16 protein-coding genes are annotated in these 15679 nt (G+C 60.9%); 4 read left to right on the top strand and 12 right to left on the bottom strand.

All coding sequences use genetic code 11. The annotated features are described in order from the left end of the window. Window position 1: 1 nt before the first annotated feature. From M8997_RS08860 to M8997_RS08830, 7 genes are all read right to left on the bottom strand, one after another. A complete protein-coding gene (locus M8997_RS08860) occupies window positions 2-2467 on the bottom strand; it encodes an ATP-binding protein (RefSeq protein ID WP_371929562.1) in 2466 nt (821 codons plus the stop codon). 270 nt (window positions 2468-2737) lie between these two features. Continuing rightward, window positions 2738-4138 (bottom strand): adenosylhomocysteinase, encoded by a 1401-nt coding sequence (gene ahcY / locus M8997_RS08855; RefSeq protein WP_250016166.1) that lies wholly within the window; start codon window positions 4136-4138, stop codon window positions 2738-2740. Window positions 4139-4280: 142 nt separating this feature from the next. Then, window positions 4281-4595, bottom strand: a complete 315-nt coding sequence (locus tag M8997_RS08850) for an HPr family phosphocarrier protein (protein ID WP_250016165.1) — start codon at window positions 4593-4595, stop codon at window positions 4281-4283. 8 nt (window positions 4596-4603) lie between these two features. Next, entirely contained in the window at window positions 4604-5005 is a 402-nt protein-coding gene (locus M8997_RS08845) for a PTS sugar transporter subunit IIA (RefSeq protein WP_250016164.1), read from the bottom strand. Window positions 5006-5185: 180 nt separating this feature from the next. Beyond that, entirely contained in the window at window positions 5186-5644 is a 459-nt protein-coding gene (locus tag M8997_RS08840) for an HPr kinase/phosphorylase (protein ID WP_250016163.1), read from the bottom strand. Beyond that, complete coding sequence (locus tag M8997_RS08835; protein ID WP_305884369.1) at window positions 5644-7431, bottom strand: sensor histidine kinase; 1788 nt, start codon at window positions 7429-7431, stop codon at window positions 5644-5646. The genes M8997_RS08840 and M8997_RS08835 overlap by 1 nt, the downstream gene beginning before the upstream one ends. 328 nt (window positions 7432-7759) lie before the next feature. After that, on the bottom strand, window positions 7760-8479 hold the full coding sequence (locus M8997_RS08830; protein WP_250016162.1) for a response regulator transcription factor: 720 nt from the start codon (window positions 8477-8479) through the stop codon (window positions 7760-7762). 312 nt (window positions 8480-8791) lie between these two features. Here M8997_RS08830 and M8997_RS08825 point away from each other — a divergent pair, with 312 nt between their 5' ends. From M8997_RS08825 to M8997_RS08810, 4 genes are all read left to right on the top strand, one after another. Beyond that, window positions 8792-10402 carry a phosphoenolpyruvate carboxykinase gene (locus M8997_RS08825; protein ID WP_250017191.1) on the top strand — a complete coding sequence of 537 codons (1611 nt, stop codon included), beginning with the start codon at window positions 8792-8794 and terminating at the stop codon, window positions 10400-10402. 94 nt (window positions 10403-10496) lie between these two features. Further along, window positions 10497-10934 (top strand): alternative ribosome rescue aminoacyl-tRNA hydrolase ArfB, encoded by a 438-nt coding sequence (arfB, locus tag M8997_RS08820; RefSeq protein WP_250016161.1) that lies wholly within the window; start codon window positions 10497-10499, stop codon window positions 10932-10934. A 104-nt stretch (window positions 10935-11038) separates the two neighbouring features. Then, entirely contained in the window at window positions 11039-11497 is a 459-nt protein-coding gene (lysM, locus tag M8997_RS08815) for a peptidoglycan-binding protein LysM (RefSeq protein WP_250016160.1), read from the top strand. A 69-nt stretch (window positions 11498-11566) separates the two neighbouring features. Beyond that, entirely contained in the window at window positions 11567-12181 is a 615-nt protein-coding gene (locus tag M8997_RS08810) for an alpha-ketoglutarate-dependent dioxygenase AlkB (RefSeq protein WP_250017189.1), read from the top strand. On the opposite strand, the gene coaA is transcribed toward M8997_RS08810, so the two are convergent. From coaA to hisH, 5 genes are read right to left on the bottom strand one after another with little or no spacing between them, the layout of a single operon-like run. After that, window positions 12168-13169, bottom strand: a complete 1002-nt coding sequence (gene coaA / locus M8997_RS08805) for a type I pantothenate kinase (RefSeq protein ID WP_250016159.1) — start codon at window positions 13167-13169, stop codon at window positions 12168-12170. The genes M8997_RS08810 and coaA overlap by 14 nt on opposite strands. Window positions 13170-13171: 2 nt before the next feature. Beyond that, entirely contained in the window at window positions 13172-13495 is a 324-nt protein-coding gene (locus M8997_RS08800; RefSeq protein ID WP_250016158.1) for a phosphoribosyl-ATP diphosphatase, read from the bottom strand. Next, window positions 13492-14292, bottom strand: coding sequence for an imidazole glycerol phosphate synthase subunit HisF (hisF, locus tag M8997_RS08795; RefSeq protein WP_250016157.1), 801 nt, complete (start codon window positions 14290-14292; stop codon window positions 13492-13494). The genes M8997_RS08800 and hisF overlap by 4 nt, the downstream gene beginning before the upstream one ends. Beyond that, on the bottom strand, window positions 14289-15032 hold the full coding sequence (gene hisA, locus M8997_RS08790) for a 1-(5-phosphoribosyl)-5-[(5-phosphoribosylamino)methylideneamino]imidazole-4-carboxamide isomerase (RefSeq protein ID WP_250016156.1): 744 nt from the start codon (window positions 15030-15032) through the stop codon (window positions 14289-14291). Before hisA ends, hisF begins: the two co-directional genes overlap by 4 nt. Beyond that, window positions 15029-15679, bottom strand: a complete 651-nt coding sequence (hisH, locus tag M8997_RS08785) for an imidazole glycerol phosphate synthase subunit HisH (protein WP_250016145.1) — start codon at window positions 15677-15679, stop codon at window positions 15029-15031. The genes hisA and hisH overlap by 4 nt, the downstream gene beginning before the upstream one ends.

The following is a 15679-nucleotide window of genomic DNA, read 5'->3' as shown; positions in this document are numbered from 1 at the left end:
TTTATTCGGCGGCTATGCTGAAGACGCGCGCTTCCAGGGGGAAATGGCACGTCACCGTCGTGCCCTTGCCCGCGGCGCTGGCGATTTCGACCGTTCCGCCATGCAGTTCCACGAATCCCTTGACGATCGAAAGACCGAGCCCGGCGCCGCGCTTGCGCCCGCCATTCGGATAGGGCTGGAAGCGCTTGAAGATGCTGTCCAGCACATGTTCGGGCATGCCTGGGCCCTGGTCGGTTACGCTGAATACCATTTCGGCCTGGTCGCGCCAGCAGGCGAGCGTGATCGTGCTGCCTTCCGGCGCGTAATTGGCGGCATTGCTGAGGAGATTGGCCAATATCTGCTTCACCCGCGTCGGATCGGCCCTGAAGGAACCCGTGCCCGGCGCAATGCGGACATCGAGCAATATCGAATGCTCCTTCAGTCGGTCCGCGACCTTGTCGGACGCCATGGCGACGGCATCTGAAACCGCAACGTCGCTGATGTCCAGCTCCATGATGCCTGCATCGACGGTTGCGAGGTCCAATATGTCGTTGACGATAGTGAGCAACACCGAGGAAGATGTGCCGATATGGTCGAGATAGTCGCGCTGCCGCTCGTTGAGCGGACCGGTCATCGGCGTCTGCAGCAGTTCGGTGAAGCCCATTATATTGGTCAGCGGCGAACGCAGCTCATAGGAGACATGCTGCACGAAATCGTTTTTCAGCTCGTCCGTGCGCTCCAGCGCCTCGTTCTTTTCCTTCAACGCCCGCTCGACCCGCACCGAATCCGTCACATCGACGAATGTGAGCATGGTCTGGCCGCTGGGGAGCGGCGCGGCGGCATAGGAGAGGATCTTGCCGGTGGAAAGCTCGATATGACCGGAATGAGTCTGCCGCTCATCGCTGAAACCGGTGACGGTCGTCACGAACATTTCCCAGCTCTCGGCGTTCGATCGCGCTTCGCACAGGCGCCGGATGGCGGAAATATGGGTTCCCTCCACCGTCTGTTCCGGCCGCAAGTCCCAGAGCGCGGCGAATGCCGGGTTTGATAGCCGGATTTTGCCATCGGAACCGAACACGGCAACGCCCTCGGCAAGGTGATCGAGTGTCTGCCCCTGCACCTTTATCAGGGTGTTGTAGCGGCTTTCCAGTTCGAGCTTCTCGGTGAGGTTCTCGAATATCCACGTCACTCCGCCCTTTGCCTGCGGATTGACGACGACACGCAACGTACGCCCGTCAGTGAGGTACCAGACATATTCCTGCGACTCGACGGAATGATAGGACGAAAGGACCTGCTCCTTCCAGCGCCGCCAGTCGGGCTGTTCCGGCAGAATGCCGTCGCTGCGGAAACGGTCGAGCAACAGCGAATTGTCCGGCTTGCTATCGAGATAAGGCGTCTCCAGACCCCATAATTTGGCGAAGGCCTGGTTGCAGAACTGCAATTTGCGGTTGGCATCGAACATGGCCACGGCGGAATTGAGCTGGTCCAGAGTGTCCGAATGGTTGGCCATGGTGCGCTTCAGCTCCTCGCGCACCAGCTCCGCCTCGCTGATATCGACCGCCAGCCCGGCCGAGCCCGAACCCGTGGCGACGTCGGTCACCTGGAACACGCGCCGGTCGCCGCCGACGACGGTCGACAGCTCGTCCGCGAACTTGCCATGGGCGGCCCTTTCCTGGCCGATTCGCTCACGCGCCTGGATGCCGAAGAGCTCCCTGCCTTCGCTGGCGGCAAGATTGGCGTCGCCGTCTACCGCCCTGGCATAGGCGGCATTGACCCAGTCGAGGCGCCCATCCGCATCCCGGCTCCAGGACGGCATGTCCACCGCATCGAGCAGTGTACGCAGGTTCGATATTGCCCCTGCAAGCTGGTAATTCTCTGTCTTCAGCAGGGCGTAGGAAGCTCTCGCTTCGCCCGGGTCCATGAACCGCACAATGGCATATCCGCCCGAGGTGCGCCCCTGCACCTCGATCGGTGCGCCCTTGGAGGTCTCTATGGCGATGTCGAAGGGGCGGGCCGCCTCGCGCAGCGCGGTAATCGACCTTTCCAGCAACGTCACGGATTCGACGCGCAGCCAGCGCCCGAAGGCGAGAAACAGCGACCGCCCCTCGGGGACGCCGGTTTCCGGCGAAAGATTGCCGATAATGCTCGGCGCACCCGTGCTTCCATCCCAGATGATGATCTTCTGGTCCTTGAGATTGAGAAGCGCCTCGTTGCGCTGCAGGGCGACGTTGAGGTCGGCGACCTTGCCGCGCAGATGGCGGTTCTCCTGGGCGATGCGGCTGCGCTCCCGGATCAGCCAGCCGGCCGACAGCAGTGCCGCGCCCATGGCGCCGAGAAACATGGCGAACTGGACGACTTCGAAAGCGCCGACGCGGATCCCGAACGGGGCCTCGATCATGCCGAGCGGGCCTTCGGCGCGCGCCGCAACAATGCTTGAAAAGAGCAGCGGCAGGGCGGACGCCGTGCCCATGGCCAGTCGCCGTATCATGCCCAGCACGGAGGGTCCCTGTGCTGCGCTGCCGCCGCCAACGTCACCATCTTCACTTTTCATATCTCTTGCCGTCACCCCTTCAGGCAGATGTTCGTCGCTTCCGTTTCCAGCTGATCTGGCGATCATCTGGCCCATCCGAAGCAACCCCATCCCGAATCACTAGAATAAACCCTGCGGGAATCGACGGGAAGAACTGCGCGCAAAAAAGAAAACCGGAGAATTTGTCAATCCTCCGGCATCTATATATTGTGTTTTTATACGCTGATATTAATAGCGGTAGTGGTCAGACTTGAATGGGCCGGATGGTGTCACGCCAATATAAGCCGCCTGTTCTTCCGAAAGCACCGACAATTTCGCGCCGAGCTTGTCGAGATGGAGCCGTGCGACCTTCTCGTCGAGGTGCTTTGGCAGGACATAGACCTCGTTCTTGTACTGCTCGCCGCGCGTATAAAGCTCGATCTGCGCCAGCACCTGGTTGGTGAAGGAGGCAGACATGACGAAGCTCGGATGGCCGGTCGCATTGCCGAGATTGAGCAGGCGACCCTCTGAAAGCAGAAGCAGGCGCTTGCCGTCCGGGAACTCGATCATGTCGACCTGCGGCTTGATGTTGTTCCATTTCAGGTTGCGCAGCGCTGCAACCTGGATCTCATTGTCGAAATGGCCGATATTGCCGACGATCACCATGTCCTTCATCTTGCGCATGGTGTCGATGGTGATGACGTCCTTGTTGCCGGTCGTCGTGATGACGATATCGGCGGTGGGGGCAGCGTCCTCCAGAGTCACCACTTCGAAACCGTCCATCGCCGCCTGCAGGGCGCAGATCGGATCGACCTCGGTGACCTTGACGCGGGCGCCAGCACCGACCAGCGACTGCGCGGAACCCTTGCCGACATCGCCATAGCCGCAGACGACGGCAACCTTGCCGGCCATCATCACGTCGGTAGCGCGGCGAATGCCGTCGACCAGCGATTCCTTGCAGCCGTATTTATTGTCGAATTTCGACTTGGTGACGCTGTCATTGACATTGATGGCGGGGAAGGGAAGGAGGCCCTTCTTCTGCAGCTGGTAGAGGCGGTTCACGCCTGTCGTGGTCTCTTCGGTGACGCCCTTGATAGCTTCGCGCTGGCGGGTGAAGAAGCCGGGGGTTTCCTTCATGCGCTTCTTGATCTGGGCAAAGAGGATTTCCTCCTCTTCGTTGCCGGGATTGGACAGGACGTCCTCGCCTGCCTCGGCGCGCGCGCCGATGAGGATATACATGGTGGCGTCGCCGCCATCATCGAGGATCATGTTGGATGGTTCGCCATCCGGCCATTGGAAGATGCGGTCCGTATAGGTCCAGTACTCTTCGAGCGACTCGCCCTTGATGGCGAAGACCGGCGTGCCGGTCGCGGCGATCGCGGCTGCGGCGTGATCCTGCGTCGAGAAGATGTTGCACGATGCCCAGCGCACCTTGGCGCCCAGCGCCTGAAGCGTTTCGATCAGAACCGCTGTCTGGATGGTCATGTGCAGCGAGCCGGTGATGCGCGCGCCCTTTAGCGGTTGCGAGGCTCCGAACTCTTCGCGGCTGGCCATGAGGCCGGGCATTTCGGTCTCGGCGATCTCGATTTCCTTGCGGCCCCATGCCGCCAATTCCAGGTCCTTGACGACATAATCTTGCATATCGGCCATCTTGGTTGCTCCATTTCGACTATGGCTGTCGGCGCGCCGGCGGGCGTGCCAAAGATGCCGTTGACTAGCAGATTAGGCAGCGGTGCACAATGGGATATAAAGAAATCCTTATGCGTGCATATGATGAATGGCGTCGTGCCGCTCAGGCTTCCTCGCCGAACTTGTCGGCGATCAGCGCCTTCAGCGCCTGCATCAGCTCGGCCGCCTGCCGGCCGGAAGCGCTTACCGTTATGCAGCATCCGGGCGAGGCGGCCAGCATCATGAGGCCCATGATGGACGTTCCGCCGACGGTCATGCCGTCCTTCTCGACGCGGACATGGGCGTCATAGCCATCGACGAGCTGGACGAACTTTGCCGAGGCTCGCGCATGCAGGCCACGCCGATTGACGATTTCGATTGATTCAACCAGCGCCTCGGCTGGGTCGAACGTACCTGTCGTCTCGGCGGATAGGCGCATGCAAACCTCTATTTTGCAGTCAGGACCTGACTGGCCACATTGATATATTTACGGCCCGCATCCTGCCCCTCGCGCAAGGACGCAGCCATGTCGTTGGTCTGCCTCACGCTGGAGAGCTTGATCAGCATCGGCAGGTTCACGCCGGCGATCACTTCGATGCGCCCGGATTCCATAACGGATATGGCAAGATTGGAGGGAGTGCCGCCAAACATATCCGTCAGAATGATGACGCCGGAACCATTGTCGGCACGCTCCACGGCATCGACGATATCGCGCCGCCGCTGCTCCATGTCGTCATCTGCACCGATCGAGACGGTTTCCAGATACTCCTGCTGCCCGACAACATGCTCGACGGCATGATGAAACTCCTCGGCCAGTCTTCCGTGCGTCACAAGCACGAGTCCGATCATTCTGAAACTGCTCCTATCGCGCCAACCCTGTCGTGGGTTTTTATTGGCGCATTCAATGCCCCGTTTTGCAGGTGTCGCATTTTGGCAGGACGAATCGCGAAGGCAAGAGGAAAATGTCACGAACATGGCTCTCAGTCATTTTATCGCATTCATGCGGTGCAAATGACTGAAATATCGAAACTATTTTTCCCACACCCTCCCGAACAGCGCCGCTTCCACTGCTTTGCCGGCACTGGTTTCCCGGTGCATCGGTAACCAAAGCTGGGAAATTACGACTTTCCCGTAGCGGAATGGCGTTTCGCCCGGATAGCGCAGCGCATCGACCGCGGCGACGAGCTGGACCGCGAGGTGCAGGATGCCCGCCGGTTCGTGCCGTGCCTCGAACAGTCCCGCGCCGCGAACCTCCACGCCGCCGCGAATGCTTTCCGGCGCCCGGCATTCGATACGGCCCGAGATCTCGCTCAGGAGACATTGGTCGTCCGATATCAGTGCAGCAAAGCTGCCGCGCGCTGCCGCCCGGTCGAGCAGCGTGTGCGCCAGAGTGGTTTTTCCGGCGCCCGATGGCCCGAGAATGATGACGCCGCGATCGCCGACGAGCACGGCAGTTGCGTGAACGAGGCTCGGCTCCGCATCAGGCATCAGCTTTCCACCGGCAATATGGCGACGAAGCGCGCGCCGAGATAGCAATCGGGATCATGGGGATCGATGATGTTCTCTGCATTCAGGGTGCCGCCATGGGCCTCGATGATCTGGCGGCTGATCGAAAGACCAAGGCCCGAATTCTGCCCGAACGCTTCGCCGGCCGGACGATCGGTGTAGAAGCGTTCGAATATGCGATCGATCTGCTCGACGCGGATGCCGGGCCCATTGTCTTCGACAAGGATGCGGATGCGGTCGCCGAGATGCTGCAGGGTCACGGTGATGACGCCCTTGTCGTCCGGCACGAAGGAGCGCGCATTTTCGATCAGGTTGGAAACCACCTGGCCAAGCCGCAGATCATGGCCGGCGACATAGAAGCCCTTCCTGTTTGTCGGCAGCTTGCCCACATTGAACTCTATGCGGGTGTTCTTCTTGTTGCGCCTGACCTCGCGCGCCGCGACGACGAGGTTCCCAAGCAATTGCTGCAGGTCCACATGTTCGGAATCCTCGCGCGCCAGCTCGGCATCGAGCCGGGACGCATCGGAAATGTCGGTGATCAGCCGATCGAGCCGGCGCACATCGTGCTGGATGACGTCCATCAGCCGCTTGCGCGATTCATCGTTCTTGGCCAGCGGCAATGTCTCGACCGCGCTGCGCAGCGAGGTGAGGGGGTTCTTGAGCTCATGGCTGACATCGGCGGCGAAGCTCTCGATGGATTCAATGCGCGCATAGAGGGCATTGGTCATGTCGCGGATGGAGGTGGAAAGATGGCCGATCTCGTCCTGGCGCTCCGAATAATCCGGTATCTCTTCCCGGTTCTTGACGCCATGGCGCACCCGATCCGCCGCCGCCGCCAGGCGCCGCAACGGATTGGCGATGGTGGAGGCGAGAAACAGCGACAGGATGGCCATGACCAGCGCCGCCACGGTGAACACCCGGATGATCGCATAGCGCTCGCCCTGCACGATCTTGTCGATGTCGCCACCCTCGGTCGAAAGCAGCAGCACGCCGAGCACCGCGCGGAAACGCTGGATCGGCACGGCGACCGATACGATCTGCTCTCCCTTCTCCGTCATCCGCACGACGGTGGCGGGAGAGCCGGTCAGCGCCCTGACGATTTCAGGATAGGAGGAACCGTTGCCGCCGGGCATTTCCTGGTAGATCGGCAGGTCGCTTCGGCGCAGAAGCCGCGTCATCCGGTTGGTCAGCCGCTCGAAGAAGCCGGGTTCTTCGCCGTCGACGGGCGGAAGATCGTAGCGCAGCACCTGGCCGCGCGAATAGAGGTGGCGGGAATCGAGCAGCAGATTGGAGTCGCGGTCATAGATGCGGGCCCGCGTCCGCGTCGGCGATATGAGGCGGCGGAGAACCGGCGCCACCCGCTCCGGATTGATGGGGAAGTCCAGATTGTCGAGAACGTCGGGCGAGGGTGTGATGCTCTGTCCCGCCTGCAGCTCCAGCAGCTTTTCGGGGTCGATGGCGATCGAATTCGTGTCCACGGTCGCCGAGGAGGCTATTGCCCCGGCAATGATCTCGCCCTGCGTCATCAGGCTCTCGACGCGCGCGTCGATCAGCCCGTCGCGGAACTGGTTGAGATACATGATGCCGGAGAGCAGAACGGCGAGTCCGGCCAGGTTGAGAAACAGGATGCGCCGCGTCAGGCTGGAAAAGAGGTAATTGCCGAACATCCTGTTCAGCGGCTTGAACAGCCGCCGCAGGACAAGCGAGCGCTTGCGGCGCATGACGGCGCTCTTGCGCGTGATATTGCCGCCTCGCAGTTCGGCTACCATTCCTGCCTCGAAGTTCTCTTCCTGCACCCCGTTTCGTCAATCCGCTGATGTCCATCGGGCACTTCGCGCATATTCAGAACCGGAACGCCAACAACCCTTTGATTTCCGGGTCGTTTTCAATCCTGAAACCACCCCATGCCTTATACCACAATCGGGACAGTACGACATCAAGCCACGGACAGCGCCGCGGCCGGGGATGAATGCACCGGTTGCGACTAACGTCCGGCCGGCTGCCTCATCGCATTCATGCGCCATGGAGACAACCGGTTTCTCAGACCGATCACGCGGCTTTGAACGCCTGGCGCCAAGGGCTTTGACGCCCCTGGCATCAGGTTTCCCGGAAGCGGTATCCTACTCCGTAGAGCGTCTCGATCATGTCGAAATCATCATCCACGACCTTGAACTTCTTGCGCAGCCGCTTGATGTGGCTGTCGATGGTGCGATCGTCGACATAGACCTGTTCGTCATAGGCCGCATCCATCAGCGCATCACGGCTCTTGACCACGCCCGGACGCTGCGCCAGCGAATGCAGAATGAGGAACTCGGTGACCGTCAATGTCACGGGTTCGCCCATCCAGGTGCAGGTATGGCGTTCCTGGTCCATGACGAGCTGGCCGCGCTCCAGCGACTTGGTTTGCGTTCCGCCGGGCTTTGCCGTGGCGTCGCGGGCGGCAACGCGGCGAAGAACCGCCTTTACCCGCTCGACGAGCAGGCGCTGGGAGAACGGCTTGGTGATGAAATCGTCGGCGCCCATCTTCAGGCCGAACAATTCGTCGATCTCGTCATCCTTGGAGGTAAGGAAGATGACCGGCAGATCGGATTTCTGGCGCAGCCGACGCAGCAGCTCCATTCCGTCCATGCGCGGCATCTTGATGTCGAGGATGGCAAGGTTCGGAGGACGCGCCATCAGCCCGTCCAGGGCGGAGGCACCATCCGTATAGGTCTCCACGCGGTAGCCTTCCGATTCCAGCGCGATGGAAACGGATGTCAGAATATTGCGGTCGTCGTCAACGAGCGCGATCGTCTGCATTGCGGGTACTTCCCTCATGCCCTGCCTTCCTTATGCAGTTAAACTGCGCTGCTTGTGCAGGACAAATTAGGTACAAAATGTGGCACAGTCCACCTGTCACTTCATCCGGCGCCGGAATCCTTTACGTTTACGCTAAGGGAATAGTAGGCGAAATTTCCGTTTACTAAAACGATTTAAACAAAATTTAAAATCTTTAAATCGATTAAACGTTTGATACTGTTCAATTTTTCTGCTTTTCACCTGATTGTGGTACACTCTGTCGGATGGAATGGAGTGTGCCACAACGACTTTTGAACCCTTTGCACCCTCACAGACAATGGCGGACAGATGATCAGAGAAATCGGCCTCCACAACGCGGCAACCGCGCTCCGTAACTCGAAACTGAAGGACGCTTCCGCCTTCTATTACAATTTGGAAGCCGCCGAGCTTTACGAAGAGACGCTGCGTCGCGGCGAGGCAGTGCTTACTGCCCAGGGCGCGCTCGTGGCGCGGACGGGCCAGCACACCGGCCGCTCGCCGAAGGACAAGTTCGTCGTCCGGGATGCTTCGACCGAGAATTCCATCTGGTGGGACAACAATGCCGCCATGTCGCCGGAAGCGTTCGACCTGCTTTACGCGGATTTCATGGAACAGGCGAAGGGCAAGGATCTCTTCGTGCAGGATCTGGTCGGCGGCGCCGACGATACCTACAGCCTCAACACCCGCGTGATCACCGAATTCGCCTGGCATTCGCTGTTCATCCGCAACCTGCTCATCCGGCCGGAACGGTCCAGCCTCGAAACATTCGTGCCGCAGATGACGATCATCGATCTGCCATCGTTCCGCGCCGATCCGGCCCGCCATGGCACCCGCACGGAAACGGTCATCGCGGTCGATCTGCAGCGGCTGATCGTATTGATCGGCGGTACCGCCTATGCCGGCGAGATGAAGAAATCCGTGTTCACGGCGCTCAACTATATCCTGCCGTCCAAGGGCGTCATGCCCATGCATTGCTCCGCCAATGAGGGGCCCGAAGGGGATACGGCGGTGTTTTTCGGCCTGTCCGGCACGGGCAAGACAACGCTTTCGGCCGATCCGTCGCGCACCTTGATCGGCGATGACGAGCATGGCTGGGGCGAGCACGGCGTCTTCAATTTCGAGGGCGGCTGCTATGCCAAGACGATCCGGCTTTCGGCCGAGGCCGAGCCTGAAATCTTCGCGACGACGCAGCGTTTCGGCACGGTGCTGGAAAATGTCGTGCTGGACGAACGCCGCGTTCCGGATTTCGACGATGGCTCGCTGACCGAGAATACGCGTTGCGCCTATCCGCTCGATTTCATCCCGAATGCATCCAAATCGGGCAAGGCCGGGCACCCCAAGAATATCATCATGCTGACCGCCGATGCGTTCGGCGTCATGCCTCCGATCGCCAAGCTGACCCCGGCGCAGGCCATGTACCACTTCCTCTCCGGCTATACCGCCAAGGTCGCGGGTACCGAACGCGGCGTCACCGAACCGGAAGCGACCTTCTCCACCTGCTTCGGCGCGCCCTTCATGCCGCGTCATCCCTCGGAATACGGCAATCTGCTGCGCCAGCTCATCGCCGATCACGGCGTGGATTGCTGGCTCGTCAATACCGGCTGGACCGGCGGCGCCTATGGGACGGGCAAGCGCATGCCGATCAAGGCAACGCGCGCCCTGCTTTCGGCGGCCCTCGACGGCTCGCTGAAGGATGCACAGTTCCGCACCGATCCGAATTTCGGTTTCGCCGTTCCCGTGGCTGTCCCGGGCGTCGAAGCCTCGATCCTCGATCCTCGTTCCACCTGGGCCGACAAGTCGGCCTATGATGCGCAGGCACAGAAGCTGGTCGACATGTTCATCGCGAACTTCGGCAAGTTCGAGAAGCATGTGGACAGCGACATCAAGGCCGCCGCCCCGCATACGCCGGTCGCTGCCGAATAGTCGCAGCCCTTCAGAACGAAATACCGTGCCGGCCCCGCATTTCAACGCGGGGCCGCTGCTTTTCGCGACCGCAAGTTTGCGCTAGGACTGCTGCATGGACGAGCGCGGCAGCACCATCAGAATCACGAACAGGCTCTGGATCGACGAGAACGATCTGGAGGAGAGCTTCATTCGTTCCGCCGGCCCGGGCGGACAGAATGTCAACAAGGTCTCGACTGCCGTGCAATTGCGCTTCAAGGCGGCAAGGTCCGGCCTGCCCGCAGATGTCCTCGACAGGCTGATGCGGCTCGCCGGGCAACGCGCCACAAAGGAGGGCGATGTCCTCATCGAAGCCAATCGCTTCCGCACCCAGGAGCGCAACCGTGAGGACGCAAGGGAGCGGTTGATCGCGCTGGTCGCCAAGGCTGCCGAGCCGCCTCCGCCGCCCCGCAAGAAGACGCGGCCGACAAAAGGTTCCGTCGAGCGGCGGCTGAAGCAGAAATCGGGTCGCTCCAACGTCAAGAAGATGCGAGGCAGAGTAACCGGCGATTGAACGTGAAGCATATCTGCAAGCCAGGCGTTTAATTCGGCTTTCCAATTGCCTTCCGGGATGGCACAAGACTAGGTGTCGATTTAATTGATCATGAGGAGCAAGTCATGGGACTGTTTGATTTCGTTAAATCCGTAGGCAAGAAGATCGGTATTGGCGACAGCGAGCCCTCGGCAGAGGATTTGAAGAAAGAGCTCGATTCCCATCAGCTCGGCACCGATAAAGTCGAAGTCGCCGTCGAAGGCGACAAGGCTATCCTCAAGGGTAATGTGACCAATCAGGAAATCCTTGAAAAGGCGATCATCGCGGTCGGCAATTCGCTTGGCGTTTCCAAGGTGGACACGGGCGGGCTCAAGGTCGATGAGACGACGACCGGCTCGGTCGAGAAGGCCCCCGTATTCTATACGGTCAAGAAGGGCGACAATCTCTGGAAGATCGCCGAGAGCCAGTATGGAAAGGGCAAGGGCGCCAAGAACACGCTCATCTTCGAGGCCAACAAGCCGATGCTTTCCCATCCCGACAAGATCTATCCGGGCCAGGTGTTGCGCATTCCGCCGCTCGACTAAGAGCTCGAGTGTGTTTGGAGCATCGGTCCTGGTTTTGGCCCGATGCTCCCACTTCAGGACCGCCAGCCCATGCTCGGCCTTGCCCCCGGAATCCGCTACTATCCCGGCTGTTTTTCGGTCGAACAACAGGCGGAATTGCGGGAAGAAATCCGCAAAATCGTGCAGCAAGCACCGCTTTACGTGCCCGTCATGCCGAAAACGGGCCGCGAAATGAGCGTCCGCATGACGAATTGCGGTGCGCTCGGCTGGGTTACGGACAAGGAAAGAGGCTATCGCTACCAGCCGGAACATCCCGTTACTGGCAAGCCCTGGCCGGAAATCCCGCAATCCCTGCTGCAGCTCTGGCAGGATGTCGGCCACTACCCGGCGCCGCCCCAGGCCTGCCTGATCAATTTCTACTCCGATACGGCCAGGATGGGCCTTCACCAGGATCGCGACGAGAAGGACCTCGAGGCGCCGGTGGTTTCCGTATCGCTGGGGGATAGCTGCCTGTTCCGGTTCGGCGGCACCAGTCGCACCGACAAGACCCGTTCGATCCGGCTGGAAAGCGGCGACGTGGTGGTTCTCGGCGAAGAAGGCCGCCTTGCCTTTCACGGGGTCGACAGGATTTATCCCGGAACTTCGACGCTCCTGAAGAATGGCGGGCGCATCAACCTGACGCTGCGCCGCGTCACAACTTCCTGAGCGCCACTTCCTCCACCAGATGATTGTCGCCCTTGCGCAGGATCAGATCGGCGCGCGGCCGCGTCGGCAGGATATTTTCCCTGAGGTTCTTCAGGTTGATATTGGCCCAGAGCCCTTCGCCGATGGCCAGCGCCGCCTCGTCGGAAATCGTCGAGTAGCGGTGGAAGAAGGAGTCCGGGTCCCGGAACGCCGTTTCCCGCAGGCGCATGAAGCGGCTCATGTACCATTTATGAATCTGCTCCTCATCCGCATCGATATAGATGGAGAAGTCGAAGAAGTCCGAAACGAACGGTACCATCTTGCCGTCTTCCGGCAGGTCGCGCACCTGCAGGACATTGATCCCCTCGAAGATGAGGATGTCGGGTGCATCGACGATCTGGTACTTGCCCGGCAGAACGTCATAGGTGAGGTGCGAATAGAGCGGCGCGCTGACATTGCGCTGGCCCGCCTTGATCTGCGAGAGGAAGCGCAGAACCATGCCGACGTCGTAGCTTTCTGGAAAGCCCTTGCGCTCCATGAGGCCCTTCGACCGCAGCACGTCGTTCGGATAGAGAAAGCCGTCGGTCGTCACGAGATCGACCTTCGGGCTCGATGGCCAGCGCGCCAGCAGTTCCTTCAGGACGCGCGCCGTGGTCGATTTTCCAACCGCGACCGATCCGGCCACGCCGATGATGAACGGTGTCTTGAACGCATCATCCGTATTGAGAAAGCGACGGCGCTGGTAGAACAGCAACTGGCTCGCCTCGACATGGGCCGATAGCAGGCGCGACAGCGAGAGATAGATACGGCTGACCTCGTCGAGATCGATCGGGTCACCCAGCGAGCGCAGCCGCTTGATTTCCTCATAGGTGAGGGTCATCGGCGTGTCGGCGCGGAATTCGGCCCAGCGCTCGGCGCTGAAGAATCGATAGGGCGAGAATTCGCTCGGTGCCAGTTGATCCACGACTTCGCCTTCCGCGCTACGCTCCACAGCGGATGTCTTGAACATGATCAGTCCTGTCCCCGGGCAGCTTTTTCCTCCAGCCCGCTCTGGCTGGTCCGCCGCTGCAGTTCCGCAAGGACATCGTCAAGCGCCACGCCGGAAATGCCGAGGACAACGAGAAGATGATAGAGCAAATCCGCGCTTTCTGAAATAACGCCGTCCCGGTCGCCGGTTACGGCGGCGATCACCGTCTCCACCGCTTCTTCACCGAGCTTCTGCCCTGCCTTGCCTATGCCCTTGGCATAGAGGCTCGCGGTGTAGGAACCGCCATCGCTGGATGCGGCGCGCTGCGTGACGATCCGTTCGAGATCGGAGAGGCTGAAAGATGTCATGATGTTTCCAATTGGCGTATCGGATCGAGACGCATCGCCATGCCTGCTTTCGCCATATGCGCCTTTGCCTCGGCGATCGTGTAGGTGCCGAAGTGAAAGATCGAGGCGGCGAGGACGGCCGAGGCGTGGCCTTTGACGACGCCATCGACCAGGTGATCGAGCGTGCCGACTCCGCCCGAGGCAATGACGGGTACACGCACGGCATCGGCGACGGCGCGCGTCATGGCGAGATCATAACCGGTTTTCGCCCCGTCGCGGTCCATCGATGTCAGCAATATCTCGCCTGCGCCGAGATCGACCACCTTGCGGGCGAACTCCACCGCGTCGATGCCAGTCGCACGCCTTCCGCCATGGGTGAAAATCTCCCAGCGGTCGCTCTCGCCACCAGCGGAAACCTTCTTGGCATCGATGGCGACGACGATGCACTGGTTGCCGAATTTGTCCGCCGCCTCCGCTATGAATTCCGGCCGCTCGACGGCAGTCGTATTGATGGAAACCTTGTCCGCGCCTGCGAGCAGCAGCTTGCGGATATCGGCAATGGCGCGGACGCCGCCGCCGACGGTCAGCGGCATGAAACATTGCTCCGCAGTGCGCGCCACGACATCGAATATGGTCTCGCGATTGTCCGACGAAGCGGTGATGTCGAGGAAGCAGAGTTCGTCGGCTCCCGCCGCATCATAGGCCTTCGCGGCCTCGACCGGATCTCCTGCATCGACCAGGTCGACGAAATTGACGCCCTTGACGACGCGGCCATCCTTGACGTCGAGACAGGGTATGATGCGGATCTTGAGGCTCATGCCGCCCGCTCCTTCGCTTTACGCAGAATATCGAGCGCCTCGGCGGCGTCGATGCGGCCATCATAAAGCGCTCTTCCGGAAATCGCGCCCTCGAGCCTGGCGGCATCCGGCATCGTCATGCGCACGATATCGGCAATGGAAGCGAGGCCGCCCGATGCGATCACCGGTATCGAGACCGCCTCGGCCAGCGCCAGCGTCGATTCCCAATTGATGCCGGCAAGGACACCGTCGCGGTCGATATCCGTGTAGATGATGGCGGCGACGCCGGCGCCTTCGAATTTCCTGGCGAGCTCGACAACGCCGAGCGTCGAAGCCTCGGCCCAGCCCTCGACGGCGACCTTGCCGCCCTTGGCATCGATGCCGACGGCGATCTTGCCGGGGAAGCGCCTGCAGGCTTCAATGACGAGGGCAGGATCGCGCACCGCGACGGTACCGAGGATCACGCGCGCCAGTCCCTTTTCCAGCCAGCTCTCGATATGATCGAGGGTACGGATGCCACCTCCGAGTTGCACCGGGTTGCTCGTCGCCGCAAGAATGGCCTCCACGGCGGCGCCATTGACCGACCGGCCGGAGAAGGCGCCATTGAGGTCGACCACATGCAGCCATTCGAAGCCCTGTGCCTCGAATTCGCGTGCCTGCGCGGCCGGATCGGCATTGTAGACGGTTGCCTGATCCATGTCGCCAAGCCTCAGGCGTACGCATTCGCCGTCCTTCAGGTCGATCGCGGGAAAAAGAATCATGGATTCCACCTCAGGAAATTGGCGATGAGCGCCAGGCCCAACGCCTGGCTCTTCTCGGGATGGAACTGGGTGCCGGCCATATTGTCGTTGGCGACGGCAGCGGTGACCGGCCCGCCATATTCGGTAAAGGCGACGACGTCGTTTTCAAGCTCCGCATCGAGGAAATAGGAATGGACGAAATAGGCGTGCAGGCCTTTCGGACCCGTTTCAATTCCATCGAACAGCGGATGCGGGCGCGTCAGCCGGATCGTGTTCCAGCCGATCTGTGGTATTTTCAACGCCGGATCGGAAGGCACCATTTCGCGCACATCGCCCTTGATCCAGTCGAATCCGCGGGAAATGGTCTTTTCCAGCCCGCGCGACGACATGAGCTGCATGCCGACGCAGATGCCGAGGAAGGGCCGTGCCTTGTCGATCGCCACCTCGTGGATCGCCTCGACCATGCCTGGCACCGCGTCAAGGCCGCGACGGCAATCCGCATAGGCGCCAACACCAGGAAGCACGATCCTGTCCGCACGGCGCACGCGGTCCGCATCGGCCGTCAACTCGATGGTTGCATCCATGCCGCTTTCACGCGACGCGCGCTCGAACGCCTTGGTCGCGGAGCGCAGGTTGCCGGAGCCGTAATCTATGATGGCGACGCGCAT

It is taken from the genome of Phyllobacterium sp. 21LDTY02-6 (genome assembly GCF_023554255.2).
Classification (GTDB): domain Bacteria; phylum Pseudomonadota; class Alphaproteobacteria; order Rhizobiales; family Rhizobiaceae; genus Phyllobacterium.
Note: the sequence above shows the minus strand (reverse complement) of the source record. Positions and strands in the feature narration are given on the sequence as shown.

Coding starts and splice junctions, on each gene's coding strand:
- M8997_RS08860 (WP_371929562.1), bottom strand. CDS start 2,467: ATGATACGGCGACTGGCCATGGGCACGGCGTCCGCCCTGCCGCTGCTC.
- ahcY (WP_250016166.1), bottom strand. CDS start 4,138: ATGGCCGATATGCAAGATTATGTCGTCAAGGACCTGGAATTGGCGGCA.
- M8997_RS08850 (WP_250016165.1), bottom strand. CDS start 4,595: ATGCGCCTATCCGCCGAGACGACAGGTACGTTCGACCCAGCCGAGGCG.
- M8997_RS08845 (WP_250016164.1), bottom strand. CDS start 5,005: ATGATCGGACTCGTGCTTGTGACGCACGGAAGACTGGCCGAGGAGTTT.
- M8997_RS08840 (WP_250016163.1), bottom strand. CDS start 5,644: ATGCCTGATGCGGAGCCGAGCCTCGTTCACGCAACTGCCGTGCTCGTC.
- M8997_RS08835 (WP_305884369.1), bottom strand. CDS start 7,431: ATGGTAGCCGAACTGCGAGGCGGCAATATCACGCGCAAGAGCGCCGTC.
- M8997_RS08830 (WP_250016162.1), bottom strand. CDS start 8,479: ATGAGGGAAGTACCCGCAATGCAGACGATCGCGCTCGTTGACGACGAC.
- arfB (WP_250016161.1), top strand. CDS start 10,497: ATGGACGAGCGCGGCAGCACCATCAGAATCACGAACAGGCTCTGGATC.
- lysM (WP_250016160.1), top strand. CDS start 11,039: ATGGGACTGTTTGATTTCGTTAAATCCGTAGGCAAGAAGATCGGTATT.
- M8997_RS08810 (WP_250017189.1), top strand. CDS start 11,567: ATGCTCGGCCTTGCCCCCGGAATCCGCTACTATCCCGGCTGTTTTTCG.
- coaA (WP_250016159.1), bottom strand. CDS start 13,169: ATGTTCAAGACATCCGCTGTGGAGCGTAGCGCGGAAGGCGAAGTCGTG.
- M8997_RS08800 (WP_250016158.1), bottom strand. CDS start 13,495: ATGACATCTTTCAGCCTCTCCGATCTCGAACGGATCGTCACGCAGCGC.
- hisF (WP_250016157.1), bottom strand. CDS start 14,292: ATGAGCCTCAAGATCCGCATCATACCCTGTCTCGACGTCAAGGATGGC.
- hisA (WP_250016156.1), bottom strand. CDS start 15,032: ATGATTCTTTTTCCCGCGATCGACCTGAAGGACGGCGAATGCGTACGC.
- hisH (WP_250016145.1), bottom strand. CDS start 15,679: ATGCGCGTCGCCATCATAGATTACGGCTCCGGCAACCTGCGCTCCGCG.